The sequence below is a fragment of the candidate division KSB1 bacterium genome, assembly GCA_034506255.1.
GTDB classification, from domain to species: Bacteria; Zhuqueibacterota; Zhuqueibacteria; order Zhuqueibacterales; family Zhuqueibacteraceae; genus Coneutiohabitans; species Coneutiohabitans thermophilus.
In genome coordinates this window covers 361,416-384,825 of record JAPDPX010000006.1, presented here as the reverse complement: position 1 = coordinate 384,825, position 23,410 = coordinate 361,416, and the positions used below count along the sequence as shown (strand labels likewise).

At 60.5% G+C, this 23,410-nt stretch carries 20 protein-coding genes; 15 read left to right on the top strand and 5 right to left on the bottom strand.

The genetic code is table 11. The features are described 5' to 3' along the window. The first annotated feature begins 14 nt into the window (after positions 1–14). The 3 genes from ONB52_14580 to ONB52_14570 all read left to right on the top strand — a co-directional run bounded on the left by ONB52_14580 (position 15) and on the right by ONB52_14570 (position 4,028). Positions 15–1,313, top strand: coding sequence for an alginate export family protein (locus tag ONB52_14580; GenBank protein ID MDZ7417361.1), 1,299 nt, complete (start codon positions 15–17; stop codon positions 1,311–1,313). 6 nt (positions 1,314–1,319) lie between these two features. Then, positions 1,320–2,348 (top strand): hypothetical protein, encoded by a 1,029-nt coding sequence (locus ONB52_14575; protein MDZ7417360.1) that lies wholly within the window; start codon positions 1,320–1,322, stop codon positions 2,346–2,348. Between the two features lie 333 nt (positions 2,349–2,681). Further along, a complete protein-coding gene (locus ONB52_14570) occupies positions 2,682–4,028 on the top strand; it encodes an ammonium transporter (GenBank protein ID MDZ7417359.1) in 1,347 nt (448 codons plus the stop codon). 463 nt (positions 4,029–4,491) lie between these two features. On the opposite strand, the gene ONB52_14565 is transcribed toward ONB52_14570, so the two are convergent. Both ONB52_14565 and ONB52_14560 read right to left on the bottom strand, forming a co-directional pair. Beyond that, positions 4,492–5,628, bottom strand: a complete 1,137-nt coding sequence (locus tag ONB52_14565; GenBank protein MDZ7417358.1) for a trypsin-like peptidase domain-containing protein — start codon at positions 5,626–5,628, stop codon at positions 4,492–4,494. A gap of 146 nt (positions 5,629–5,774) precedes the next feature. Then, positions 5,775–6,047, bottom strand: a complete 273-nt coding sequence (locus ONB52_14560) for a hypothetical protein (GenBank protein MDZ7417357.1) — start codon at positions 6,045–6,047, stop codon at positions 5,775–5,777. A gap of 207 nt (positions 6,048–6,254) precedes the next feature. On the opposite strand from ONB52_14560, the gene ONB52_14555 reads away from it, so the two are divergent. From ONB52_14555 to ONB52_14545, 3 genes are all read left to right on the top strand, one after another. After that, on the top strand, positions 6,255–6,875 hold the full coding sequence (locus tag ONB52_14555; GenBank protein ID MDZ7417356.1) for a ribonuclease HII: 621 nt from the start codon (positions 6,255–6,257) through the stop codon (positions 6,873–6,875). A 54-nt stretch (positions 6,876–6,929) separates the two neighbouring features. Further along, entirely contained in the window at positions 6,930–7,292 is a 363-nt protein-coding gene (locus tag ONB52_14550; protein MDZ7417355.1) for a YraN family protein, read from the top strand. Positions 7,293–7,564: 272 nt separating this feature from the next. Beyond that, the gene (locus ONB52_14545) at positions 7,565–7,984 is read left to right on the top strand and encodes a secondary thiamine-phosphate synthase enzyme YjbQ (protein MDZ7417354.1); all 420 of its coding nucleotides are present in this window, start codon (positions 7,565–7,567) and stop codon (positions 7,982–7,984) included. A gap of 3 nt (positions 7,985–7,987) precedes the next feature. On the opposite strand, the gene ONB52_14540 is transcribed toward ONB52_14545, so the two are convergent. After that, the gene (locus ONB52_14540) at positions 7,988–9,220 is read right to left on the bottom strand and encodes an AAA family ATPase (protein ID MDZ7417353.1); all 1,233 of its coding nucleotides are present in this window, start codon (positions 9,218–9,220) and stop codon (positions 7,988–7,990) included. A 496-nt stretch (positions 9,221–9,716) separates the two neighbouring features. After that, a complete protein-coding gene (locus tag ONB52_14535) occupies positions 9,717–10,655 on the bottom strand; it encodes a DUF4097 domain-containing protein (GenBank protein ID MDZ7417352.1) in 939 nt (312 codons plus the stop codon). 349 nt (positions 10,656–11,004) lie between these two features. Between ONB52_14535 and ONB52_14530 the strand changes: the two genes are divergently transcribed. The 3 genes from ONB52_14530 (at position 11,005) to ONB52_14520 (ending at position 15,420) form a co-directional block, all read left to right on the top strand. Next, complete coding sequence (locus tag ONB52_14530) at positions 11,005–13,626, top strand: T9SS type A sorting domain-containing protein (protein MDZ7417351.1); 2,622 nt, start codon at positions 11,005–11,007, stop codon at positions 13,624–13,626. A gap of 96 nt (positions 13,627–13,722) precedes the next feature. Further along, positions 13,723–14,238, top strand: a complete 516-nt coding sequence (gene purE / locus ONB52_14525) for a 5-(carboxyamino)imidazole ribonucleotide mutase (GenBank protein ID MDZ7417350.1) — start codon at positions 13,723–13,725, stop codon at positions 14,236–14,238. A gap of 30 nt (positions 14,239–14,268) precedes the next feature. Beyond that, entirely contained in the window at positions 14,269–15,420 is a 1,152-nt protein-coding gene (locus tag ONB52_14520; protein ID MDZ7417349.1) for a 5-(carboxyamino)imidazole ribonucleotide synthase, read from the top strand. 472 nt (positions 15,421–15,892) lie between these two features. On the opposite strand, the gene ONB52_14515 is transcribed toward ONB52_14520, so the two are convergent. After that, entirely contained in the window at positions 15,893–16,960 is a 1,068-nt protein-coding gene (locus tag ONB52_14515; GenBank protein MDZ7417348.1) for a hemolysin family protein, read from the bottom strand. Positions 16,961–17,118: 158 nt separating this feature from the next. Here ONB52_14515 and ONB52_14510 point away from each other — a divergent pair, with 158 nt between their 5' ends. The 6 genes from ONB52_14510 (at position 17,119) to ONB52_14485 (ending at position 22,959) form a co-directional block, all read left to right on the top strand. Further along, the gene (locus ONB52_14510) at positions 17,119–18,066 is read left to right on the top strand and encodes an ABC transporter ATP-binding protein (protein MDZ7417347.1); all 948 of its coding nucleotides are present in this window, start codon (positions 17,119–17,121) and stop codon (positions 18,064–18,066) included. Then, positions 18,047–18,850, top strand: a complete 804-nt coding sequence (locus ONB52_14505) for an ABC transporter permease subunit (protein ID MDZ7417346.1) — start codon at positions 18,047–18,049, stop codon at positions 18,848–18,850. The genes ONB52_14510 and ONB52_14505 overlap by 20 nt, the downstream gene beginning before the upstream one ends. A gap of 247 nt (positions 18,851–19,097) precedes the next feature. Continuing rightward, positions 19,098–19,796: a phosphonatase-like hydrolase gene (locus ONB52_14500; GenBank protein MDZ7417345.1), complete on the top strand. Its 699-nt coding sequence runs from the start codon at positions 19,098–19,100 to the stop codon at positions 19,794–19,796. Positions 19,797–19,918: 122 nt separating this feature from the next. Then, positions 19,919–21,139: a thiol oxidoreductase gene (locus ONB52_14495; GenBank protein ID MDZ7417344.1), complete on the top strand. Its 1,221-nt coding sequence runs from the start codon at positions 19,919–19,921 to the stop codon at positions 21,137–21,139. Between the two features lie 174 nt (positions 21,140–21,313). After that, positions 21,314–21,748, top strand: a complete 435-nt coding sequence (locus tag ONB52_14490; protein MDZ7417343.1) for a Rieske (2Fe-2S) protein — start codon at positions 21,314–21,316, stop codon at positions 21,746–21,748. Further along, complete coding sequence (locus ONB52_14485; GenBank protein ID MDZ7417342.1) at positions 21,745–22,959, top strand: hypothetical protein; 1,215 nt, start codon at positions 21,745–21,747, stop codon at positions 22,957–22,959. The genes ONB52_14490 and ONB52_14485 overlap by 4 nt, the downstream gene beginning before the upstream one ends. The last annotated feature ends 451 nt before the right edge of the window (positions 22,960–23,410 follow it).

Below are 23,410 nucleotides of genomic sequence, written 5' to 3'. Positions count from 1 at the left end.
AAGGATGGATGCGAATGGCAAAAACCAAAACCAAAACCAAAACCAAAACCTTGCACTGGCTGCTCGCGGGTGGTTGCCTGCTGCCGCTCACTCTGGCGGCGCAAACACCGCTTGAGATCACCGGTGAGCTGCGCCAGCGCTCGGAGTACCGCCAAAACGCGGATTTCGACACGCAGCTCGGTGACGAGCAGGTGTTCGTGCTGCAGCGCCTGCGGCTGGGATTGCACTGGCACCTGCCCAAAAATTTGGAAGCCTTCGTGCAACTGCAGGACAGCCGGCTGTGGGGTGAGGCCGGCAGCACAACGCAGCCACTCGGCAATGCCGATCTGTATCAGGCTTATTTCGAATTGCACCAGCTCGCCGGCAAGCCACTCAGTTTGCGGCTCGGCCGCCAGGAATTGAATTTCGGCAGCCGGCGGCTGGTGGCGGCACCGGAGTGGGGCAACACCGGTCGCGCCTTCGAAGCTGCGCGGGTGCTCTATCGTCCCAACAACTGGGCGCTCGATTTTTGGCTGGCGCAAATCCGCGACAAGAACGCCACCCGGGTGGATGGCAATCAAGAATTCGCCGGCGCTTTTTTTACCACCGGTAAAAGCAGCGAGCGGCTGTTGGATCTTTACGCCTTTGTGCTGGTGGATGACCGCGATTTTCCCATTGGCAGCAGCAGTGGCAAAAATCTGATGCTCGGGACGCTGGGCGGCCGGCTGGCAGGCACACTCTGGTCACGCCTGGCTTATGATGCCGAGGGTGCATTGCAATCCGGCCGGCACGGCAGTTTGCCGGTCGGCGCCTACGCCCTGGCGTTGCAGGGCCAGCTCAGGCTGTGGCAAACCTGGGCACCGCAAATTGGCGTGGCCTACAAGTTTGGCTCGGGCGACAGCGATCCCAACGACAACAAGCTCGAAACCTTTTCCGCGCTCTTTCCCGCGGGCCACGGCCAGTTCGGCGCGATGGATTATGCAAGTTGGAGCAACATCGCCGATGTGATTCTCTCGGCTGACATCGCGCCGGCGCCGCGGTGGCAACTGCGCGCGCAGTGGCACTACCTCCGCCTCGCACACGGCAATGATGCCTGGTATGCGGTGCGCGGGTTCAATTTTGACCAGCGCAGCGAGACCCTGTTGCCCGCGCGGCCGGGCGACAGCATCACGCTCGGCCATGAGTTCGATCTGCAAGCCGACTGCGATGTTCGTGAGCGCGTCAGCCTGAGCCTGGGTCTCAGCCGTTTCTTTGTGGGCGATTTCGTGCGCGCCGGCAATCCCGAAGCTGATGATTCGAACTTCGCCTACTTGTCCATCAAAATGAAATGGTGAGCAGTCATGCAGGTGAGACAGATTGCGGTGCTGGGTTTGTCCGCGCTGCTGGCCGGCTGCGCGCAGCGCGGCACGCCCATCGCGCCCGCGCCGGAAACAACGCTGCTGGACAATCCCACTGCCGCTTTGCCCGGGAAAATTTCACAGACCGGATTGTATCACGACCCGCTGGCGGAAACGCCCGACCCCCGTCTGATTCCCTACACCGTGCGCTACGCCCTTTATTCGGATGACAATGACAAGAGCCGCTACTTGTTTTTGCCGCCCGGCGGCAAAATCGACAACCGTGACCCGCAGCAATGGTTCTTCCCGGAAGGCACGCTGTTCTTCAAAACCTTTTACCTGACAACGATGGGCAACCACAGCCTGACCCGGCGCAAAATCGAAACCCGTGTGCTGCAGCGCCGCCGCGACGGCTGGCAAGTGGGTGTCTATCAATGGAACAGCGCCGGCGATGAAGCCTTTCTCACCGATGGCAATGACATCCGCTTTCGTTTCCGCCTGCCGCTGGGCGATTATGTCTACACCATTCCCGGCCGACTGAGCTGCCTGGCCTGTCATCAGCCGCAGAAGGATTTTGTCATCGGGTTCGAGGCGATACGCCTGAGCGGCGTTGTGACAGCCGACGGCGAGGATCAACTGCGGGCACTGGCAGCCCGCAATATTTTCCTGCAACCGGCTGCAACGGCGCCGGTGGAAATCCCCGGCCCGCCGCTGGAAGCGGCCGCGATCGGGTATCTGCATGGCAACTGCGCCAATTGCCACAATCCCCACTCTCCGGTTTTCTTTACCACCGGTTTGGATTTGCGCTACACGCATCTCAAGCAGAGTACCATCAATGTGCGGCCGCAGAAATATGCCTCCGATGACACCGCGTTGGTGCGCATCAAACCGGGCCGCCCCGGGCAAAGTTTGTTGTTCCAACTGCTGGCGCGCACGCTCCCGGACAGCACGCAGTTCATGCCGCCGATTGGCACCAGCCGGGTGGATTCCGCGGGCGTGGCGTTAATCCGCAGGTGGATACTATCTTTGTGAAAAAATCAAACTTGCTTTGATCTGTGCGGTATTTATCCGCCGAGGGGATGCCTTTGACTTAAAGCTGGCGTGGGCGCTGCAATTTTCTAAAATGCGCAGCAGGAGCACATTGCAAGAGTCCAGAGGATGCGAGTCATTCTCTGGACTTTATTTTTTTATGAAAAAATAGAATAAACAAAAATTATTATTGACAAATCAGGTTTTTCACCCTATATTTGCCGCCATTAATTTAATTAGTATGGTAAAACAACTGATTAGTTCAAATAATTAATGTTTATGATGGTCATATAATATTTTTTGAAATTCCCCATCCACAAACCTGAAAGGGCAAATATGCGAAAAAAGCGTTCGCTTCTCCCGTTTGGGATTCTGTTGGCAGTGAGCCTGTTGGGAGCCGTTCTGCCAACCGCTGCGCCGGCTGAGAGCGGCGGGCCCATCGTCGCTGGCGATGTCGCCTGGATGCTCACCGCCACCGGCTTGGTGTTGCTTATGACACCCGGGCTGTCGTTTTTCTATGGCGGCATGGTACGGCTGAAAAATGTCATTTCGACCATGCTGCAGAGCTTCATCGCGCTCGGTGTAATCAGCCTGCTCTGGATCGTAGTGGGTTTCAGTCTGGCCTTCGGCAAGAGCATTGCCGGTTTGGTTGGCAATCCACTCACCTATTTCATGTTTCGCGGTGTCGGCGGAACCACTGATCCGGCGCTGGCACCGACCATTCCACTGGTGCTGTTCGCGCTGTTTCAGCTCAAATTTGCCATCATCACACCGGCGCTGATCACCGGCTCGTTTGCGGAGCGGGTGCGCTTCTCGAGTTACCTGCTTTTCATCTGCCTGTTCAGTTTGTTCATCTATGCGCCGCTGGCGCATTGGACCTGGCACCCTGAGGGCTTCCTGCGGCAGTGGGGTGTGTTGGATTTTGCCGGCGGCACGGTGGTGCACATGTCCGCCGGGCTGGCGGCGCTGGCAGGTGCGCTGGTCCTGGGCCGGCGCCGCGATTACAGCCGTGAGCCTCATGTCCCCGCCAATATTCCTTTTGTGATCCTGGGCACCGGCATGCTGTGGTTTGGCTGGTTCGGCTTCAATGCCGGCTCCGCGCTGGCCGCCTCGGAAACCGCCACGCTGGCGTTTCTTACCACCAATACTGCCTCGGCCTCGGCCATGCTTGCCTGGATCCTGTTCGACACTGTGCGCGGCCGCAAGCCCTCGGCGCTGGGTGCCTGCATTGGTGCAGTGGTGGGGCTGGTCGCGATCACGCCGGCCGCAGGCTACGTGACGGTGGGCGCCAGCATTTTCATTGGCACGCTGGCGAGCATCGTGAGCAACCTGGCTGTTGGGCTGAAATCCAAAGCCACGCTTGATGACACGCTCGATGTGTTTCCCTGTCACGGCGTGGGCGGCATGGTGGGAATGGTGGCGACCGGAGTGTTCGCGCAGGGGGTGGGGCTGCTTGCGGGCAATCTCCATGTCTTCCTGCATCACCTGCTGGCGATTGCGATCGTGAGCGGCTATTGCTTTGGCGGGTCTTTCCTGCTCTACAAGCTCACCGATTGGCTGATTCCGTTGCGCGTCTCGGCCGAACAGGAGGAAATCGGATTGGATCTCAGCCAGCATGGCGAGAGCGTGCAGGCCGAGCACAGCAGCAACGGCCGCCAGCTCGTGGTTGCGCAGGCGGCATGACCCGGGAACGGCCAACAAGGCAACGTTCTCGTTTGGGGCAGCGCTGTCGACGAGCGGCATCCCGGCCGGCACGGCGCTTGTGAGCCATGCCCGGGAAATCTGTTCACAACCCCGGGCAGGATTGTGGAAAAGGTGCCGGTTGGTGGGATTTGACCAAAAACAACGCGCCATTCTGCAAGTGGATCATGGCTGGCGAGGTCAGAGTTCCGTCAAGAACCCATGTTTGGTGCGTTGGAGGGCGGCGACATACCGGCTCACTTGGAATTGCCGCAGCAAAGCTTCAAAATCGGCGCCTTGCCGCAGGGCAGTTTTTTCAGCAGTGGCCGCGGCATGAGCAATTCGGCCGCGCATTCATCGGCCTCCACCTGCATTCCCCAAAACAAACGGCCGCGCCGGCACAATCTTGCAAAGGCCGGCGTGGCCGTCGGAAAAACCTGCTCCGCGGCAGGGAGGGGGCTGCAGCCTACAGCTCCTGCAGCCGCACGCGCACCGACATCTCGTCCTCACCGCGCAGGATGTTCACGGTCACGGTTTCACCGATTTGATAGCGCTCCAGCTCGTTGCTCAGCTCGTCGAAGTTGGTGACGCGCCTGCCATTGATGCCGGTGATGATGTCACCCAGGCGCACCTCCCCCCAGCGATTCTGGGTGATGCCGCGCAAACCCGCGCGTGCCGCCGCCCCGCCCGGCTGCACCCTGCCAATAATCACGCCCTTGATCCCCCACCGTCGCGCAAAAGAATCATCGACGATGCTCACACCCAGACCCGGCCGGATGACCTTGCCATAGCGGATCAACTGCGGCACCACGCGCTTGACGATGTTCACCGGCACGGCGAAGCCAATGCCGGCACTCGAGCCGCTGGTGCTGTAGATGGCGGTGTTGATCCCGATCAATTCCCCCTGGGAATTCAGCAGCGGCCCGCCGGAATTGCCGGGATTGATGGCGGCGTCGGTCTGGATCACGCCTTCGATCGTGCGGTTGTTGCTGGATTTGATCTGGCGGCCGAGCGCGCTCACCACGCCCGTGGTCAGGGTTTGATCCAGGCCGAAGGGGTTGCCGATGGCGATTACCTTTTGCCCGACCCGCAAATTTTCCGAACTGCCGACCACCACCGGCGACAGCTTCGCGCGCGGGGCATCGATCTTGACCACGGCGATGTCCTTGCTCGGCTCGGAGCCGATCAACTCCGCGTCATAAGTCGAGTTGTCGCTCAGCGTCACACTCCAGGCATTGCCGTCCTGCACCACGTGATAGTTGGTGACGATGTAGCCGTTGTGATCCCAGATGAAGCCGCTGCCCGAGCCTTGCTGCACTTCGAAGACATCGAGCGAGAAGAAATCCCGGCGCAATGCCTTGTTGACGATGAACACCACCGAGGGCGAGGCGCGCTGAAAAATTTCGATGGTGTTGCGCTCGTCCTCCAGCAGGGCGTTGTTTTCCGTGCGCGCGGCCACCGGGGCGATGGTTAGCGAATCCCGGCGGGCGGGCGGCTCCTGGCGGGTGGGGGCGGGCGTATGGAAATAGACCGTCGCAATGGCGATGCCCGCGACGATGCCGAAAATCAAACTCGGCAACAAAGAGAAACGATGCCGTGACATGACGAAGGATCCTTGTGTTGAAATTGCAAAGCCTGAGGGCTGAGGGGAAGATGCTGTGCAGATCCGTCTGGTGGATGGCAGGCATGGGTGCCATGCCGGCAGGCGGCTCAGATGCAGCGTCTGCCACACCGCCCCGGCCCTTTTAGCTACTTCATGAATGCCTTGTATTTCGCGAAGGGATCCGGCGCATCGAGGGCGGGTGTGAGGGGACCGGCGATTTGTTGCACTGAAACGATGCGTTTTTCCTCCAGGCTGAGATGGATGCGGAACTTGCGGTCGGCAACGGTCTCCACGAAGATGCCCTGATGGCCGGGGCGAAAAAACTCCACCTGCAAACAATTGGTGTCGAGATTGAAAGCTGCGGCGACCTGCGCAATCTCCTCCTCGTCAAAATGAAATCCGATTTCGGAGTAGGTCATGTGCTTTGCCTCCCTGGCATGCCGTGATTCGGGCAACTTTGACCGCGACAACCTGCCGATCAAATCCGGCGAATATTACCGATTTGCCCCTGAACCTGCAAGCCTTTTTTCTCATTGCATTCCCATCATGGCCGGATTATATTGCGGCATCAAAAATCCCGCTGTGCCCGGAGCTGTTGATAAGGAAGGCGAGGGTGACTTTCCCCCATGCAGGTGGCGCCTGACAAATTGCAGTATGAAAACCGATTGTGGCAGCAGGGGCTGCAATATGTCGCCGGCGTCGACGAGGCCGGTCGCGGCCCGCTCGCCGGTCCGGTGGTGGCCGCCGCCATCATGTTCCCGCCCGGCGAAAGCATCCCGGGCGTCGATGATTCCAAGAAACTGACCCCGCGGGTGCGCGCCGAATTGTATCCGCTGCTGATCGAGCGCTGCACCAGCTACGCCGTCAGCATCGTGAATGCCGACGAAATCGACCGGCTCAACATCCTGCAGGCCACCATCCTGGCCATGCAGCGGGCCATCGCCGGCCTTGCACCCCGGCCCGAGCACGTGTTGATCGACGGCCGGCCGCTGCCGGGCTGCCAGGTGCCGCAGACCGCCATCATCAAAGGCGACGCGCTGTCGTTCACCATCGGCGCCGCTTCGATTCTCGCCAAGGTCGTGCGCGACGAGATCATGGGTTACTATCATCGCCGCTTTCCGCAATACGGCTTCAATCAGCACAAGGGCTATGGCACGGTCGCGCATCTCGCCGCGCTGAAAAAACTTGGGCCGTGCGCCATTCATCGCCGCTCATTCAAGCCGCGCCGCTCGGCCGGCATGGAGTAAAGCGTCCTGCGGGTTCGTTCTCCGTTCACCGCGTTTCTTTTGGGGAGGGTAACGATGAGTCAAGCGAGCAACAAGCTGGGCAACTGGGGCGAGCAGCGCGCCGCGGAATATCTCAAACAGCTCGGCTACACCATCGTGACCAGCAATTTCCGCTACGGCCACGGCGAGATCGATCTGGTGGCCGAACACGACGGCATGCTGGTTTTCGTCGAAGTGAAAACGCAAAGCTCGGACGCCATGGGCGAGGCCTTCAACTGGGTGACCCGCCGCAAGCAGCGCCAGATCGGCCGGGTGGCGCTCGCCTATCTCACCGCCAACAACATCGTCAACCACGACTGCCGCTTCGACGTGATCGCGGTGGCGCGCCGCGGCGACGAGGTCGAAATCAAACACCTGCCGAATGCGTTTTGGCTGTGAAGTAGTGCTTTGGGTGGGAAGCCTTCCCAGGTAAAGTCAGCAGACTTGAAAACGCCGGGTGAGATTTTCATGCGCGATGACTTTCGCAAATATGTTGCCGCCTGAGCTCATGCTGCCGGGATCCTGTGAGAATTCGGCGTCTTCAAAGGATGCGTGTTCTCCCCAGCAGATGAGGCAGAATAGCGCAGATAAAAATCGAATCTGAGTCCTTTGGCATCCGGGCATTCCCACAAGCAGGTCTGCCATTCCCATTCTTATGAAGGAGCCACTCCATGAAATCCCTCACTGAATACCTCTGGTTCAACACCCCGCATCGCCGGGACTATATCAACATCACCGATCAGGTCGCCGCGCTGGTGGCGAAAAGCGGCGTGCAGGAAGGACTGGTGCTGGTCGCGGCGCAGCACATCACCGCCTCGGTGTTCATCAACGACAATGAATCCGGCCTGCTGCAGGATTTCGACGCCTGGCTGGAGGGCCTGGCGCCGCACGCGCCGACCGCGAAATATCGTCACAACCGCACCGGCGAAGACAATGCCGACGCCCATCTCAAGCGCCAGGTGATGGGCCGCGAGGTGGTGGTGCCCATCACCAACGGCAAGCTCGATTTCGGGCCGTGGGAGCAGATTTTTTACGGGGAATTCGACGGCCGCCGCAGGAAGCGGGTGGTGGTGAAGATTATTGGGGAGTGACTGTCACGTTCGCTTGGCAGGAGCCGCGCTGGCAGCAACGCCAGACTTGGGCGGCGGTGATTGCGTTTGCAGCCAAAAAAAGAAATAATAGAGTTCACTGGCAAACTCATAACTGCCAGGCCCGCGTTCCTTGTCCTTGCGGAGTGCCCCCAGCTTTTCCATCCGGCGCAGGAAATTATCGAACATCCTGGCTTCCGTTGCCGATAATCTTGCCGCAACCTCTTTGCGGGAAAAGCGGTGTTCAAAAGGCCGTTGTGCAATCTTTCTCAAGATGTCGCGATACTTCTCGCTTCGTATCGCAGCCAACACCGTGGGTTCGATGTACTTTCTGCCGATTAAATCAGCGCCACGGAGGATGCCGGGAAAGATGTCCGCATCGTCAATGCGATTGTCCTCGTCCACTTGGAAAACTGCATCTCCTAACTCATGCACAAACACGGGAAATCCGCCGGAGAGGCGCTCCAAGATTCGCAGAGCCTCCTCGGTAATCGCCACATTCGCCTTTTTGAAGGCCCGCTGATAAAACTCAGTCGTTTCGCTTGCTGAGAAACTCCTGATTTCGATGAGATCGAAAACACGGTCCAGAGAGGGCTGCTTGGCAATCAATTGCTGTCGTCGTTCGGGAAGCCCCACCAGGACCAACACGACCGGGACGGGATTCGGCTTAGTCGCCATTTCATCAACGAAGCTCTTCAACCAGTTGGCGAATTGTTCGGAACCTGCCAGGACGTTCAGATCATCGAGAATCAGCAAAATGCCCTGCTTCTCGGAAACCAGCTTGGTCAGCAGGTTCTTCAGCGCAGGCACGAAATCGCTCACCGCGCGGCTGAGTTCTCGGTCTGAGGCCGAAAACTCGACGGTCAGCCCGAAAATATCGAGCTGGCGAATGTGATTTCCCAGAAATTCCTTGGTTTTTTCATACCAGGGCTTGTCAATACTCTCGCGCAGCAGCCGCTCGAAGATTCTTCGCACCATCTCCTCGAGGGTGTGCACCCCTCCCAGGAAAACATGAAGCCCCAACAGTTTCACATCCCGCTCGATGACAGACAGGGCAAATTTGCAGATTGAGCTTTTTCCGATTCCGCGCTCGCCCAAAACAAACAACCTTTCCAGGGTTTTGAGCGCCACCGCTTTGCGCGCGCTGTTGATGATCCTTTGGATTTCCTCGGCTCTGCCGACGAAAAACTCCAGCGGGACTGGAACGCCGGGGGTGAAAGGCGAGAACTCTTTGGCCATGAGAAATCCTCAATGAGAACTGGACACAACTGCTTGGCGCAAATGCACAGACTATTGCGCAGCATTTAAGCAATTCCTGCCAACAATGTCAAGGCTGATCTTGCCCTGTGCCTGTCCGCGAAGTTCAATTGTGAAGAGAAAAGACCGGCAGCAATGCCATGGGGAACGATCAGCATCCTAGCGACAGGTGCGGCTGCTGCCAGAAATGGAAGAAGAGGCTACTTCCGGAAGCGGTGGCATAGCGTTCCTCTTTGCGCTGGGTACGCCAGGGCGCAGCGATCCTCATGGCCTAATTGGGCCACCGATCAATTAGGACTTTGATACTGCTGGATGCGGAGAGTCTTTTGTTTGAGCTCAAATGAAAAAGCCGGAGGGTTATCCCTTCGGCTTTTTTGTTTCGCCAGCAGCTTGGACGCATTGTCGCCGCAGGCTTGCCTCTTCAGATGATCCCTCCTGGATGACCAGCGCGCATGAAGTCTTGATCAGAGCAGGAACGTCAACGGCTGCGCAGTCGAATATCGCCGCCGCTGGTGCGCAACGTCAGCAAGGGCCCGCCGCCATTGAGCTTGCCCTGCAGTTTGCCCTCGCCAATCGCGCCTTGCACGGTAATGGGCAAGTCGCTCTCAACCTCACCACCGGAAGTCCGCGCATCGACATCGGCCTTGATGCCCGGCGCAAGATAAACCGAGATGCCGCCGCCGGAGGTGGAAAGATCACAGGGCGCGTTGAACTGTTCGAGCAGCTCCGCGCTCAGTGAGCCGCCGGAAGTGCTCGCGGTGACCGAGCCGCGCAAACGCCGCAGCGTAACGCCACCGCCCGAAGTGTGCGCGCGCAGACTGCCGCCGGCACCATCGACGCTAATCGAACCGCCCGAAGTTTCGACCTCGACCTCGCCGTCCACCTCGCCGACGGTGATGCTGCCGCCACTGGTGCGCGCGTCCACCGGCCCCTCGATGCGACCGAGCGTGAGCGAACCGCCGCTGGTCTTCAGACGTGCCTCCCCGATGAGATTATCCACGGAAATGCTGCCGCCCGCCGTGTTCAAATCGAGATTGTACTTCTGCGGTACCGACAGCCGGAATTCGACTTGCAGCCCGTCATTGCCGCCCCACCAGCGCCGGCTGCCGCCATACATCTTGGCGACGATGGCAACGCCGTTCGCCGTTTGATTGTAAGTGATCTCATAATCCTTGAACAACTCACTCGCCCTGCGCTGCGAGCGGCCTTCCACCCTTTTGGTCACTTCGACCCTAACTTCGTCTTTGGCCCAGGAAGTCACCTCCACCGAGCCAAAATCCGCGCGCAATTCCAGCCAGCCGCCGGGTTTGACGGTAAAGGATTTTTCACTGCGCTCTTCCTGCGCCACGGCCAGCAGAGGCAGCACCAGCCAGGCCAGCAAGATTCCACTGCGCCAAATGTTTGTGCGATGAGGCATGTTCTCGTCCTCCTTGGTGAAATTGACAAGGCACTGCACGACGCCGTGTCTTACGGCCTGCCTATTCGAAGGTTTCTCCCGGGCAACGTCCGGCAGCATCGGCAGTCATGAGTTGCGGCTCTGCCAGAGTATGACTCTGGAAAAACGAGTGCGACCGTGAAATAACTGCGCACCTGCGACGTTTGCTGCCCGGCAGGCTGCGCCACGCTTCACCCTCCGAGCTCTTCAATAGACAATTCCGCAGGAGGAATCGCTTGCAGGCAATCTCGCTCTTGCCTTTTGATTTTTTTGTGCTACAATACAGCCTGTCGATACCCTGCTGATCACTGCAGCAAACAGGAATCCTGCGATGCACCGTTCCATTCCCCCGTTCCGCAAATCCAGAGTTGTGCCGCCGCTGTTGTTGAGTGGTTTGTTGAGTTTGCTCTTTCTCTTCTCGGCGGGGCGCAAGCCGGATGCCGAGCGTGACGACACCGGCGCGCGGGCACTGGCCGAGCAAAAAGCGCGGGCCAAAAGTTATCCTTCCGATTGGGCCTGGCGGCAGCGCACGTTTCCCCATGGTGTCGCCGCCAAAACCGCCCATCTCGAGGCGCTCGCCCAGGCGCGCCGCCTGCGGCAATTGCACAAACCCAGCCAGGCGGCGGCGCGCTGGCGCTTTGCCGGGCCGCTCAACATCGGCGGCCGCATTTCCGATATCGAATTCGATCCCTTCGATGCCGCCACACTTTATGCCGGCGCGGCCACCGGTGGCGTGTTCAAATCCACCGACGGCGGCGAGACCTGGCTGCCGGTTTTCGACGAGCAGGCCGTTTTGCCCATTGGCGATCTCGCGGTCGATCCCAACCAGCCGGGGGTAATTTATGCCGGCACCGGCGAAGCCAACGGCGGTCACAACAATTTCCCCGGCGGCGGCGTGTTCAAATCCAGCGATGGTGGCCTGACGTGGCAGCTCATCGGTTTGGAGGCCACGACTTCGATCGGACGCATTCTCGTTGATCCTTCCAATTCGCAGCGCGTGTTTGTTGCCGCGATCGGCGATTATTTTGCGAAGGATTCCCATCGCGGCGTGTATCGCAGCGATGACGCCGGCACGACCTGGAAGAAAGTGCTGTTCATCAATGACTCCACCGGCGTGATTGATCTCGTCATCAATCCGGAAAATCCGGCGATTCTCTTCGCGGCAGCGTGGGAACGGATTCGCCCGCCGAAATTCAACACCCATCTCTATGGCGCGTCGAGCGGCATTTATCGCAGCACGGATGGCGGCGACACCTGGCAGCGTCTGGGCGCGGCGCAGGGCCTGCCCGACGGCCGCCGTGATATTGGCCGCATCGGCCTTGCACTCTGCGCCTCGCAACCCAATCATCTCTACGCCCTTTACACCAACGCGAACTACACCTATGACAGCCTCTATCGCTCCGAGAACGGCGGTGAGACCTGGCAGCGCACGGATTTGAACCGTCTTTTGCGCGGTGGCTTTGCCAACTTCAGTTGGTATTTCGGCAATATTCGTGTAGATCCCAATGATCCCGAGCGCGTTTTTGTGCTGGATTTGACCCTGCAAATCTCGGAGGACGGCGGGTGGCAGTGGCGGACGGCGGCCACCTCCCATGTTGACCATCACGCCCTGGCTTTCGATCCCGCTGACCCGCAACGGTTGGTCGTCGGCCACGACGGTGGCATCGATATTTCGGAGGACGGCGGCGGGAGTTGGAGAAAAGTGGCCCTGCTGCCCGTCACGCAATTTTATCAAATCACCGTCGATGCCTCCAATCCCGCACATTTGCTGGGCGGCACCCAGGACAACGGCACGCTGCGCACGCGCACCGGCAGCACGGATGATTGGGAGATGATCTACGGCGGCGACGGTTTCTACGTGATCGTCGATCCCACCAACCCCAACATCATTTATGCCGAGTCGCAGTTCGGCGCGCTGGGCAAGTCGCTGGACGGCGGCCGCACGTTCAGCTATGCGCTCAATGGCATCAATCCGAATGAGCCGACCAATTGGGCGACGCCGGTGGTGATGGATCCCAACAACAGTGCCGTGTTGTACTACGGCACCAACCGCATCTATCGCAGCACCAATGGCGCCCTCTCCTGGCAGGCCCTCAGCGGGGATCTCACCGACAGCGAGCCGGGCTCGCGGCTGGGCACGATCACGACCATCGCAGTGGCGCCCTCAAATTCTGCGGTGATTTATGCCGGCACCGATGACGGCAATGTCTGGGTGTCGAGTGACAACGGCAAAACCTGGCAGGATATTTCCGCGGGCCTGCCCTACCGCTGGGTCACGCGCGTGGCGGTCGATCCCACCGATGAGAACATTGCCTACGTCACATTTTCGGGTTTGAAATGGAGCGCGCCGCAGCCGCACGTGTTTCGCACGCAAAACATGGGTGCCCTGTGGGAAGACATCAGCGCGGGCCTGCCGGATGCACCGGTGAACACCATCGCGGTGGATCCCGCCCACCCGAATTATCTGTACGTCGGCACCGATGTCAGTGCCTACTATTCCCCCAATGCCGGCGGCGCCTGGTATCCGCTCGGCGAGGGGCTGCCCATGGTCTCGGTGTACGATTTTGCCATTCATGCGCCCAGCCGGACGCTGTTTGCCGGCACCCATGGCCGCTCGATGTATGCTCTCGCGCTCGACCAGCTCACACAAGTGGCAACGTCCGGTGGGGAGGTGCCGGCCTCCTTCACGCTTGCGCAGAACTATCCCAATCCCTTCAATCCCACGACGACGATTGCTTATGTTGTGGCGGCCGGCAGCGCGGCGGCGGTGCCGGTGAGTCTGATCGTTTATGATGCCTGGGGCCGGCAGGTGGCCACATTGGTGAATGAGCGGCAGCCTGCCGGACGTTACGAACGCCGGTTCGACGGCACGGGGCTGGCCAGCGGCGTGTATCTCTATCGCCTGCAGGTGGGAGAGCGGAGCCTGCAGCGAAAAATGCTGTTGCTGCAGTGAGGGTCTGCTGCTGTCAGTGCGATCAGGCAGGCGGTTGCGCTGACGGCCTGAGGGCGGGAAAGCCATCGCTGCATTTTCACATTCAGAGTTGCCGTTATGTCTGAGAAGCGTTTGATGCTTGATCAGCCTCCCGTGGTTGCCGTGGTGATGGGCAGCAAATCGGATTGGGAGACCATGCGGCCGGCCGCGGAGGTGTTGCAGCAATTCGAAGTGCCGCATGAATGCCGGGTCGTGTCGGCGCATCGCACGCCGGCATGGCTGGCGGAGTTTGCCACGACGGCGGAAGCCCGCGGCCTGGAGGTGATCATTGCGGGTGCCGGCGGCGCGGCCCATCTTCCCGGCATGCTGGCGGCGCAGACGCTCGTGCCGGTGCTGGGCGTGCCGGTGCAGAGCAAAGCCCTCAACGGGCTGGATTCGCTGCTCGCCATTGTGCAGATGCCGGCCGGCATTCCGGTGGGCACGCTGGCGATCGGCACGGCCGGTGCCACCAATGCCGCGCTGCTGGCGGTGGCCATTCTCGCCAACCAGCGGCCGGAATTGCGCGAGAAGCTGCGGCAATTCCGCCAGCAGCAGACGCAAAGAGTTTTGGACAACGCCGAGCTGCGGTTGTAGTGGACTGCCATCCTTGAGAGAAAAGCCGAGATGAAGCATATCATTTTGCCGGGCGCGACCATCGGCATTTTGGGCAGCGGCCAGCTCGGCCGCATGCTGGCCCTGGCCGCGCGGCGCATGGGCTATCGCGTGCACACGCTGTCGCTCGACACCGATTCCCCCACCGGCCAAATCGCCGATCATGAACTGGTGGCGGCCTACGATGATCTCGATGCCGTGCGCGATTTCGTGCGCCGTGTCAATGTCGTGACCTTCGAATTCGAAAACATCTCCGCCGAGGCAGTCGAGATTGCCGCCGCGCATGTGCCGGCGCATCCGAGCGCACGGGTGTTGCATATCACGCAAAACCGTTTGCGGGAGAAGTCCTTCCTGACCAGCGCCGGCCTGCCGGTGGTGCCCTTTCAGCCGGTGCAATCCCTGGAGGATTTGCGGCTGGCTTTGCAGCAGGTGGGCCTGCCGGCCGTGCTCAAAACCGCGGGTTTTGGCTATGATGGCAAGGGCCAGTCGCAAATCACTTCACTGGAGCAGGCGGCTGTCGCTTTGCATCTGCTCGCCGGCGAAGAGGGCATTCTGGAGGCTTTCATTGATTTTGAGAAGGAAGTGTCGGTGGTGGCGGCGCGCGGGCAGGACGGCGCGTTTGTGCATTACGGTGTGATCGAGAACCGCCATCGCAATCACATTCTCGATGTTTCCCTGGCGCCGGCCGCGGTTTCCCCCAGGGTGGCGCAGGAGGCGGTCGCCATGACGCGCGCGATTTTGGACCAGCTCCAGGTGGTCGGTGTTCTGTGTGTGGAATTTTTCCTGACGCGCGATGAGAAACTTTATGTGAACGAGCTGGCGCCGCGGCCGCACAATTCCGGGCATTTGACCATTGAAGCCACTCTCACCAGCCAGTTTGAACAGCAAGTGCGCGCGGTGTGCGGCCTGCCGCTCGGTGCGACCGACCAGCTCCGGCCCGCAGCCATGGCCAACCTGCTCGGCGATTTGTGGGAAAATGGCGAGCCGGACTGGGCGGCGGGGGCGGCTTTCCCCGAGGTGAAGTTGCATCTCTACGGCAAGCTGGGCGCGCGTCTCGACCGCAAGATGGGACATCTCACCGCGCTGGCTGATTCGGTGGAGAAGGCGCAGGAACGGGTGTGTGCCGCACGCCAGGCGCTGGCGCGCAAGTCGGCAGCCCGCTAGCCATCTCATTTCAACCTGCCTGCCAGGCAGTGGCAAATCGGCACGTCAATTCCCCGGCGTGGACGAGCCACAGCCAAAAAGAAAATCTCCAACGGATAGAAATACCCAACGGATAAGGCTTTAACAGTTCGTTGGGTTTTTCTATAGTTGGAAAAAGTCTTTGCTTTTTCTGCAAAGATTTGTCTTGTAACAGATCACTGCCGTGGCCGTGATGCCGGCGCGGAGAGGCAGCCGCCTTTCCATCATCCCCGCCAGATGAGCGGGTGGTAATTGCCCGCGGATAAGATAGACAAAATCCATCTCCCGGCTGAAGGTCGCAGGCTGGGAGGCGGGCAGTTTTGCTTTACGGCGGGCAGGCGTTGGCGGAATGCGAAAATAAATCCGGCTGCGTGCCAGCCAATTTGCAGTTGCAAGCCTGCGGGCTTGCATGAGGACAGGCGGCGGTGAGACGAGCATCTGCCAATCCTAGTTCCTACTGCACATCGTGCTCATCCTCGATCTCGCCGACGATTTCCTCCAGCACGTCTTCGAGTGTGACAATCCCCAGCACCGGGCCGTTGCGCTCCTTCACCACCGCCATTTGCTTTTTTTGGTTGCGGAATTCGCGCAGTGCCACCGCCACCGACATGCCGGGTGGAAAGAACACCGGCGGATACATGGCATCACCCAGCGTGATCACGCCGCGCAGGCTGAAGAAATAGAACAGATCCTTGGCATTGACAATGCCGACGATGTTGTCAAAAGTGCCGTCGTAAACCGGCATGCGGGTATGTGCACCTTCGCGCACCGCCTCCATGATTTCGTTTTCCGGCGCGTGCACCTCCAGAGCTGCCACCCTTTCGCGCGGCACCAGAATGTCCTGCACCTGCTTGGACGAAAGACGGAAGACGTTGCGCAAATAAACCGCCTGATCCGCCGGCAGGATGCCGGCCCGGCTGGTTTCCTCGACCAGCAGGCTGAGCTCATCCACCGAATGCACCATCTGATGTCCGGACACCGGCTGAAAGCCGAGGCGACGCACCACCCAATTGCCCGCGCTGTTCATCATCAAAATCGCCGGCCGCATGACGCGCGCAAACACCAGCAGCGGCGTGGCCACCACCACGGAAATGTCATCCGGCCGTTGCAGCGCCAGCGCCTTGGGCGCCAGCTCGCCGATCACGACATGTAAAAACGTAATGAGGGTGAAGGAAGAAATCGCGGCGAGTGAGTGGCTGGCTACTGTGGAGAGAGAAAGCGGCAGCCAGCGCAGCACCGGCTCGAACAAATGCGCCACCGCCGGCTCGCCCACCCATCCCAGCGCCAGGCTCGCCAGCGTGATGCCGAGTTGGGTGGCGGCGATGGCATCATCCAACCGGCTGATGGCGCGTCGCACGGCGGCGGCACCTGCGCGGCCTTTTTGAATCATTTCCTCGACCCGGGTGCGCCGCACCGCCACCAGCGCAAACTCCGCGGCAACGAAAAAACTGTTCAACAACACCAGCAGTGGAATCGACAACAGGCTCAAGAATTGCCAAAGAAACTTCAGCACATCTTCCATACCTCACGGGCTCCCTATCACTTCTGCAGGACGGGCTTGCGGTACATGCACCGGGTGAGGGTAACAGAAAAAATGCTTGCATACAATTAAAATTTCGCCCTCATTCCGCCAGCAGGCTTCACCCACGTGGCGCACCATTTTTTACCTGTCAGGCGACCATGAGTCCGGTGATCCATACCCACAATCTCACCAAGAATTTCGGCACGCTGACGGCGCTGGCGCAGGTGAATCTCACAGTCGCGCCCGGCACGGTTTTCGGCTTTCTCGGTCCCAACGGCGCCGGCAAAACCACCACGGTGCGCTTGCTCAACGGCCTGTTGCTGCCGACCGCAGGCCAGGCGTTCGTGTTGGGCCACGAGGTGCCGCGCGACAGCCAGCTTGTGCGGCAGCGCTGCGGCGTGCAAACCGACACCAATCTCTACGAGAAGCTCACCGTGCAGGAGAATCTGGAAATTTGGGGCGGGCTTTACGGCCTGCGCGGCAGCGCGCTGCGGCAGCGCCTGGGCAGCTTGCTGGAGCAGTTCGATTTGGCGGAAAAGCGCCGGGATTTGGCCGGCAGCCTGAGCAAGGGCATGAAGCAAAAGTTGAGCATCGCGCGCGCGCTCATTCACGACCCCGAAATTCTCTTTCTCGATGAACCCACCGCCGGGCTGGATCCGGAAACTTCGGAGGAGCTGCTGCACTATTTGCGCCGCTTCATCACCGGCCGCCCACGCACGGTGTTTCTGTGCTCCCACCGGCTGGAGGAAGTCGAGCTGCTGTGTGAAGCGGTGGCGATCATCGATCACGGCAGCCTTCTCGCCAGCGGCACAATTGCGGAGCTGCGCCGGCAATTGTGGCCCGAGCGCGTGTGGTGGATCGACTTTCTCGAACCGCGGGAACAATTCTTCGCCGCCCTGCGGCAGGCAGGCTGGCAGCCGCAGCCGGCGGCACCGGCACACCATCTGAGGATCGCGCTGCGCCATCCGGCGGAAATTGCCGCCGTGGTGCGGACCCTGGTGCAGGCCGGGGCTGACATTGTCGCCGTGCAGGAGGAGCGCCGCTCACTGAAGGACATCTATTTCGCACTGGTGCCCGGGCAAAACCATGAATCTGTTTCGCATTAAACTCGTCTTTGCCAAAGACTGGATGGAGCTGCGCCGCAGCCGCCAGGCGGTGTTGCCCATGCTGCTTGTGCCCCTGGTGTTCGTGGTGCTGCTGCCCGTGGTGGTGGTGATTTCCACCGGTCAGATGGCCGTCGATCCCAACCAGGCCGCCATGCTGAAACGACTGCCGCCCGTTGCGCTGCCCGCCGGCCTGAATGAAGAGCAGGCGGTGCTCTACATGATGCTGATCATTTTCCTCGGGCCGCTGTTTCTGTTGATTCCGGTGATGATGGCCGGCATCATTGCCGCCAGCAGTTTTGCCGGCGAGAAAGAACGCAAGACCATCGAGGGTTTGCTGTATACGCCGCTCACCGATCAGGAGCTGGTGCTGGGCAAGATTGCCGTTTGTTTCATTCCCGCCGTGCTCATTTCCTGGCTGTGCTTTGTCATTTACGGTGTCGTGGCCAATGCGCTCGCCTATCCGTTTTTCGGGCGTTTGATCTTCCCGACTGCGAGCTGGGTGGCGATGATCTTTTGGCTGGCACCCGGCCTGAGTTTTCTCTCGCTCGCCCTGGTGGTGGCGGTGTCGCAGCGTGCCGCCGGCGTCTGGGAAGCGCAGCAGATTTCCGCATTGCTGGTCCTGCCCGTGATCGCCCTGGTGATTTCACAGATGCAGGGGATTTTCGTGTTGACCGTGCCGCTGATCCTGCTCGTGGGGCTGGTGATTTACGTTTTGGATGTTTTCCTCTACCGCTGGCTGGTGCGACGGTTGCACCGCGAACGGATGGTCATGACGTTGCTTTGAACCGTGCCCTCGAGATCGAGCGCAGCCGCCCCGCCGTTTCGGTTGGGTTTCCGTATGACGCAGTCTGTCCGCAGTTTGTGCCTCATTTGAAAAGTTCATCTTTCATCCCAGCAGCCATGCCCGCCTGAAACACTCTTGCCTTGCATCTGCCTCCCATTCAAAAAAACTCTTGCGAGTTGTGTTTGACAGATTAGATTTAGGTTCGTCTAAAAAAATTTTTTGCAATCAATAATCCTGGATGGTTTTGATGAATCAGATTCAGTTGGTGGTTTTCGACATTGCTGGTACCACCGTGGCGGATGACGGCCATGTAGTTCGCGCCTTTCAAGCAGCATTGCGGCCGCACGGCATCGTGCTGGACGAGTCGGCATTGCGGCCCTGGCGCGGTGCCGCCAAGCATGCGGTGCTGCAGCATTTCATCGCAGAAAAATACGGCGCCACGGCAGCGGCAATACCCGGCCTGGTGCAAGCCGCTGCAGCCGGGTTCCGCGCACAACTGGAACAGAGCTTCCGCGAGGGGGGCGTGCATCCGATTGCCGGCACGGAACAGACCTTTGCCTGGTTGCGCGAACACCGCATCAAAATCGCCCTGACCACCGGCTTCGACCGCAAACTCACCAATCTCATTCTCGCGCAACTGGGCTGGGGCGACAGCCTGCTCGCCGCGGTGGTGTGCAGCGAGGAAGTGGCGCAGGGCCGGCCGGCGCCTTACATGATTTTTCGCGCGATGGAAACTGCCGGTGTGCCGGACGTGCGGCAGGTGATGGTGGTGGGAGATACGGTGTTGGATCTCGAAGCCGGCGCCAATGCCGGGGTTGCCGCAGTGGTCGGCGTGCTCTCCGGCGCACAGGGCCTCGCGCAACTCGGCAAAGCCGCACACACGCATTTGCTCGCCAGCGTAGCCGAATTGCCTGCGCTGCTGGCCGGGCAGGCAAAGCGTTGTTGATCACCCCAAACCTTCAACTGTACCGGCTTCACCCCGGCTGCGCCGGGTTTTCACATGACAGGCCACCTCGCACTTGCCCCGTTCATCCCCGTCCTGTTGCAACCAAACTTCCGGAGGAAGATATGACACTGACAGTCAGAGGATTGCTCCTGCTTCTTTTGCCCTGGTTCGCCGCCTGCGGCCCTCTGCTCACCGAAGCACCGCCGCCCGACCAGGTGCTGGATGCCACCGTGGAGAATCTCTCGCCGGCGCAACTGGCGGCGCATCTCGCCGGCGATGAAGCTTTCGGCGAAGCCTTCACGCCCGCCACCGGGCTGGGGCCGATTTTCAACCAAACCTCATGCGAGAGTTGCCATCCCGCGGAGGGCCGCGGCCACCCCTCGACCAATCTGACTCGTTTCGGCCGCGCCACTGCCGGTGGCTTCGATTATTTGCCGGAGCGGGGCGGCCCGCAACTGCAGGATCGCGCCCTTCCCGGCTATCCGGCGGAAAAACTGCCGGCGGAAGCCACCGCCATTTCCGAACGCGGCGGTCCGCTGGTCGTTGGCCTGGGTTTGATTGAAGCCATTCCCGATGAAACCATTTTGGCACGTGAGGATCCGAATGATGCCGAGGGCGACGGCATCTCGGGCCGGGCCAATTTTGTGCTGCCGCCGCCCTATCTCGTGCTCGATCCCGCGAAAGTCTCGCGTGACGGCAAATACCTTGGCCGTTTCGGCCGCAAAGCCACCGCGATCAATCTGCTGCAGCAGACAGTGACCGCCTATCGCAACGACATCGGCGTGACTTCGGAATTCGAGGCGGAGGAGCTTTTCAATCCCGTGCTGGGCAATCGCGTCGGCGACAATGTTCCGGATCCCGAAGTTTCGACCGAGGTCATCAACCAGGTGGTGTTCTACCTGCAGACCTTGCGGCCGCCGCTGCGACGGCACCGCGAGGAGGCGGTGGTGCGCACCGGCGAGCGGTTGTTCGACGCGATCGGCTGCACCGGCTGTCACGTGCCGGAAATGCAAACCGGCCCGAGCGCGATTGCCGCGCTGGCATTTCAACGCGTGCCGTTGTACTCGGATTTGCTGCTGCATGACATGGGCCCGGCGCTTGCCGACAACTATCCGGAGGGCGAAGCCACCGGCTCGGAGTGGCGCACCACGCCGCTGTGGGGTTTGGGCTTGGTGGGCGAATTGCTCGGCGGCACGCCGTTCTATTTGCACGACGGCCGTACTGCCAGCCTGGAAGCGGCGATTCTGCTGCATGGCGGCGAGGCGCAAAAAAGCCGTGACAACTTCGCGAATCTGAGTGCGCAGGAGCGGGCGGCCGTGCTGGCCTTTCTGAATTCACTCTGAGAGCAGCGGGACCGTTTGACCGTGAACCACGAAAAACACAAAAACGAAAGTGACGGAAAAGCGCCTGTTGTTTTTTCGCGGCGGGCGCTTCGACCCCGCCCAAACTGCATCGCTGTGATACGGGCTGGTGCTCCGGGTTGATCGAGGCTGTTTCAAACTGCGAGGCTTCTCACCATGTCAACGCGACGCGAGTTTTTGCAAAAGTTGGCCGGCACGCTGGCGGTGGCTGCGGCGGCGGAGTGGCTGCCCGGCTGTGCCGCCGGCCTGCCCGCAGTGCACGGAGAATGGCATGGGGAGGCCATCACCATTCCCCAGGCGGCGGCCACAGCGCTGGCTGCGCCCGGCGGCGTGCTGCTGGTGCGGCCGCCAAACTTTCCCGTGACCATCGTTGTGCGCCGCCTGGCTGACCAGCGTCTGCTCGCACTCTCCACCGTGTGCAGTCATGCCGGTTGTGAAGTGCGCGTGTTGCCCAATGCCCTGCAGTGCCCCTGTCACGGCTCGGAGTATGATGTCACCGGTGCAGTCGTCGAAGGACCTGCGTCCCGCGCGCTGCAGAGTTTCCCAGTGACGGAAGACCAGAACAGCATAACCATCCGGGTGAAATCATGAGACCTTCGTCAATCTCGTTTTTGGTTTTCTTGCCCAGCGCGCTCGCGGCGTTTGTGGCCGGCGCGCAAACCTCTGCCGCTGACAGCCTGCCGACACCGTTCCAGCGCGGCGGCATTTATGATCGCCCCTACATCCTCAAGCTCGGCGGCAATACTGCCCTGGGCGGCTACGCCGAGATGAACTCGAACTACCGCCGCGTGGACGGCATCAGTGAAGGCTTCTCGCTGGAGCAGCGGCGCTTCAATGTGTTCCTGTATTCCGCCGTCTCCGCGCAGGTCAAGCTCACCGCCGAGCTGGAGTTCGAGCACGGCACCGAGGAGATCGCGCTGGAAACCGCACTCGTCGATGTCCTGTTCGCCACTCCGGTGAATTTGCGCGCCGGCATTTTGCTGTCGCCGATCGGACGCTTCAATATCACCCACGACAGCCCGCGCTACAATGTCATCGACCGGCCGCTGGTTTCCACCGAGATCATTCCTGCAACCTTGTCGGAAGTCGGCGTGGGATTCTTCGGCGCCTTCTATCTGGCGGCCTATGATCGCTTCACCTACGAACTCTATGCGGTGAACGGTCTGGGCGAGGGCGTGGTGCTGGGCAGCGGGGAGGGCACGCGCATTCCCCTCGGCAAGACGGGCGCGGCTTTCGCGGAAGACAACAACGGCTCGCCCGCACTCAGCGGCCGGCTGGCATACAATCCGCGCTTCGGTGGCGAGTTCGGCGTCTCGCTCTACACCGGGCGGTACAACACCTGGCAGCGCGAAGGTGTGCGGGTGGATGCGCCGCGCAGTTTGCGCCTGCTCGCGGTGGATGCGGAGTTTCGCAAACGGCGCCTGCTGCTGCGGGGCGAGGCGGCGCTGGCGCAAATCGAGCTGCCGCAGGATCATGCCGATGATGATTTGCTGGCGGAATGGCAGCGTGGCTTTTATGTGGAGGGCAACTACACGCTGCTGCAGCGGCGCATGCTCAACATGCCGGAGGCGGGTTTGATTGCCTTTGGCCGCTGCGACTATCTCGATCTCAATCACGGCACCTTCGACAAAACCGGGCAAAATATCGGCGACAGCATCACGCGGGTCACGGCCGGTCTGGCCTTTCGCCCGACGGCCGACACCGTCATCCGCCTGAGCTGCTGGCGGCAGTGGAGCCGTGATCGCTTCAACAATCTCTCGCATGCCGCCAACATCCAATTCGGCCTGGCGACTTATTTCTGAATGCCGGCGGTGTGCGCGTGGCTGGTGCAACCCGGGACGGCCCTCATGCCGCCCCTCTCTCGGAAAAAAACTTCTTGACAAATCCCCGTCGCCTGTTATAATACAGGCAGCATTCCAATCCACTTGTCTGATCGTAAACGCGATTGCCCTCTGCCGGCGCCTGTCAGCCGGTTTGGTGCGCTGCCCAACAGCACGCCGGATGCGGGCGCGGGCGATGTGACCATCTTCCAGCAAACCCCGGTTCACTTCACAGGAATATTTTTTCTCCCCCTCAGGATGACCATGAGTTGATCATGGTGGCGCATGCCGCGGTCACGCCGAGGCCGGCGGGCGGAGCGCCACCGCAGCCATGACCAGTCCTGCAGATTTGAAACGCATGCCAGCACAAGCTGATTGTCCCGCGCTAGGCGAATGCGGTGCTGCGATCCTCCCTGTCCGTGCCCCTCCGGCG

Bases quoted from the DNA above. Each gene is read 5' to 3' on its own strand.
- ONB52_14580 (MDZ7417361.1), top strand. From the start codon at position 15: ATGGCAAAAACCAAAACCAAAACCAAAACCAAAACCTTGCACTGGCTG.
- ONB52_14575 (MDZ7417360.1), top strand. From the start codon at position 1,320: ATGCAGGTGAGACAGATTGCGGTGCTGGGTTTGTCCGCGCTGCTGGCC.
- ONB52_14570 (MDZ7417359.1), top strand. From the start codon at position 2,682: ATGCGAAAAAAGCGTTCGCTTCTCCCGTTTGGGATTCTGTTGGCAGTG.
- ONB52_14565 (MDZ7417358.1), bottom strand. From the start codon at position 5,628: ATGTCACGGCATCGTTTCTCTTTGTTGCCGAGTTTGATTTTCGGCATC.
- ONB52_14560 (MDZ7417357.1), bottom strand. From the start codon at position 6,047: ATGACCTACTCCGAAATCGGATTTCATTTTGACGAGGAGGAGATTGCG.
- ONB52_14555 (MDZ7417356.1), top strand. From the start codon at position 6,255: ATGCAGGTGGCGCCTGACAAATTGCAGTATGAAAACCGATTGTGGCAG.
- ONB52_14550 (MDZ7417355.1), top strand. From the start codon at position 6,930: ATGAGTCAAGCGAGCAACAAGCTGGGCAACTGGGGCGAGCAGCGCGCC.
- ONB52_14545 (MDZ7417354.1), top strand. From the start codon at position 7,565: ATGAAATCCCTCACTGAATACCTCTGGTTCAACACCCCGCATCGCCGG.
- ONB52_14540 (MDZ7417353.1), bottom strand. From the start codon at position 9,220: ATGGCCAAAGAGTTCTCGCCTTTCACCCCCGGCGTTCCAGTCCCGCTG.
- ONB52_14535 (MDZ7417352.1), bottom strand. From the start codon at position 10,655: ATGCCTCATCGCACAAACATTTGGCGCAGTGGAATCTTGCTGGCCTGG.
- ONB52_14530 (MDZ7417351.1), top strand. From the start codon at position 11,005: ATGCACCGTTCCATTCCCCCGTTCCGCAAATCCAGAGTTGTGCCGCCG.
- purE (MDZ7417350.1), top strand. From the start codon at position 13,723: ATGTCTGAGAAGCGTTTGATGCTTGATCAGCCTCCCGTGGTTGCCGTG.
- ONB52_14520 (MDZ7417349.1), top strand. From the start codon at position 14,269: ATGAAGCATATCATTTTGCCGGGCGCGACCATCGGCATTTTGGGCAGC.
- ONB52_14515 (MDZ7417348.1), bottom strand. From the start codon at position 16,960: ATGGAAGATGTGCTGAAGTTTCTTTGGCAATTCTTGAGCCTGTTGTCG.
- ONB52_14510 (MDZ7417347.1), top strand. From the start codon at position 17,119: ATGAGTCCGGTGATCCATACCCACAATCTCACCAAGAATTTCGGCACG.
- ONB52_14505 (MDZ7417346.1), top strand. From the start codon at position 18,047: ATGAATCTGTTTCGCATTAAACTCGTCTTTGCCAAAGACTGGATGGAG.
- ONB52_14500 (MDZ7417345.1), top strand. From the start codon at position 19,098: ATGAATCAGATTCAGTTGGTGGTTTTCGACATTGCTGGTACCACCGTG.
- ONB52_14495 (MDZ7417344.1), top strand. From the start codon at position 19,919: ATGACACTGACAGTCAGAGGATTGCTCCTGCTTCTTTTGCCCTGGTTC.
- ONB52_14490 (MDZ7417343.1), top strand. From the start codon at position 21,314: ATGTCAACGCGACGCGAGTTTTTGCAAAAGTTGGCCGGCACGCTGGCG.
- ONB52_14485 (MDZ7417342.1), top strand. From the start codon at position 21,745: ATGAGACCTTCGTCAATCTCGTTTTTGGTTTTCTTGCCCAGCGCGCTC.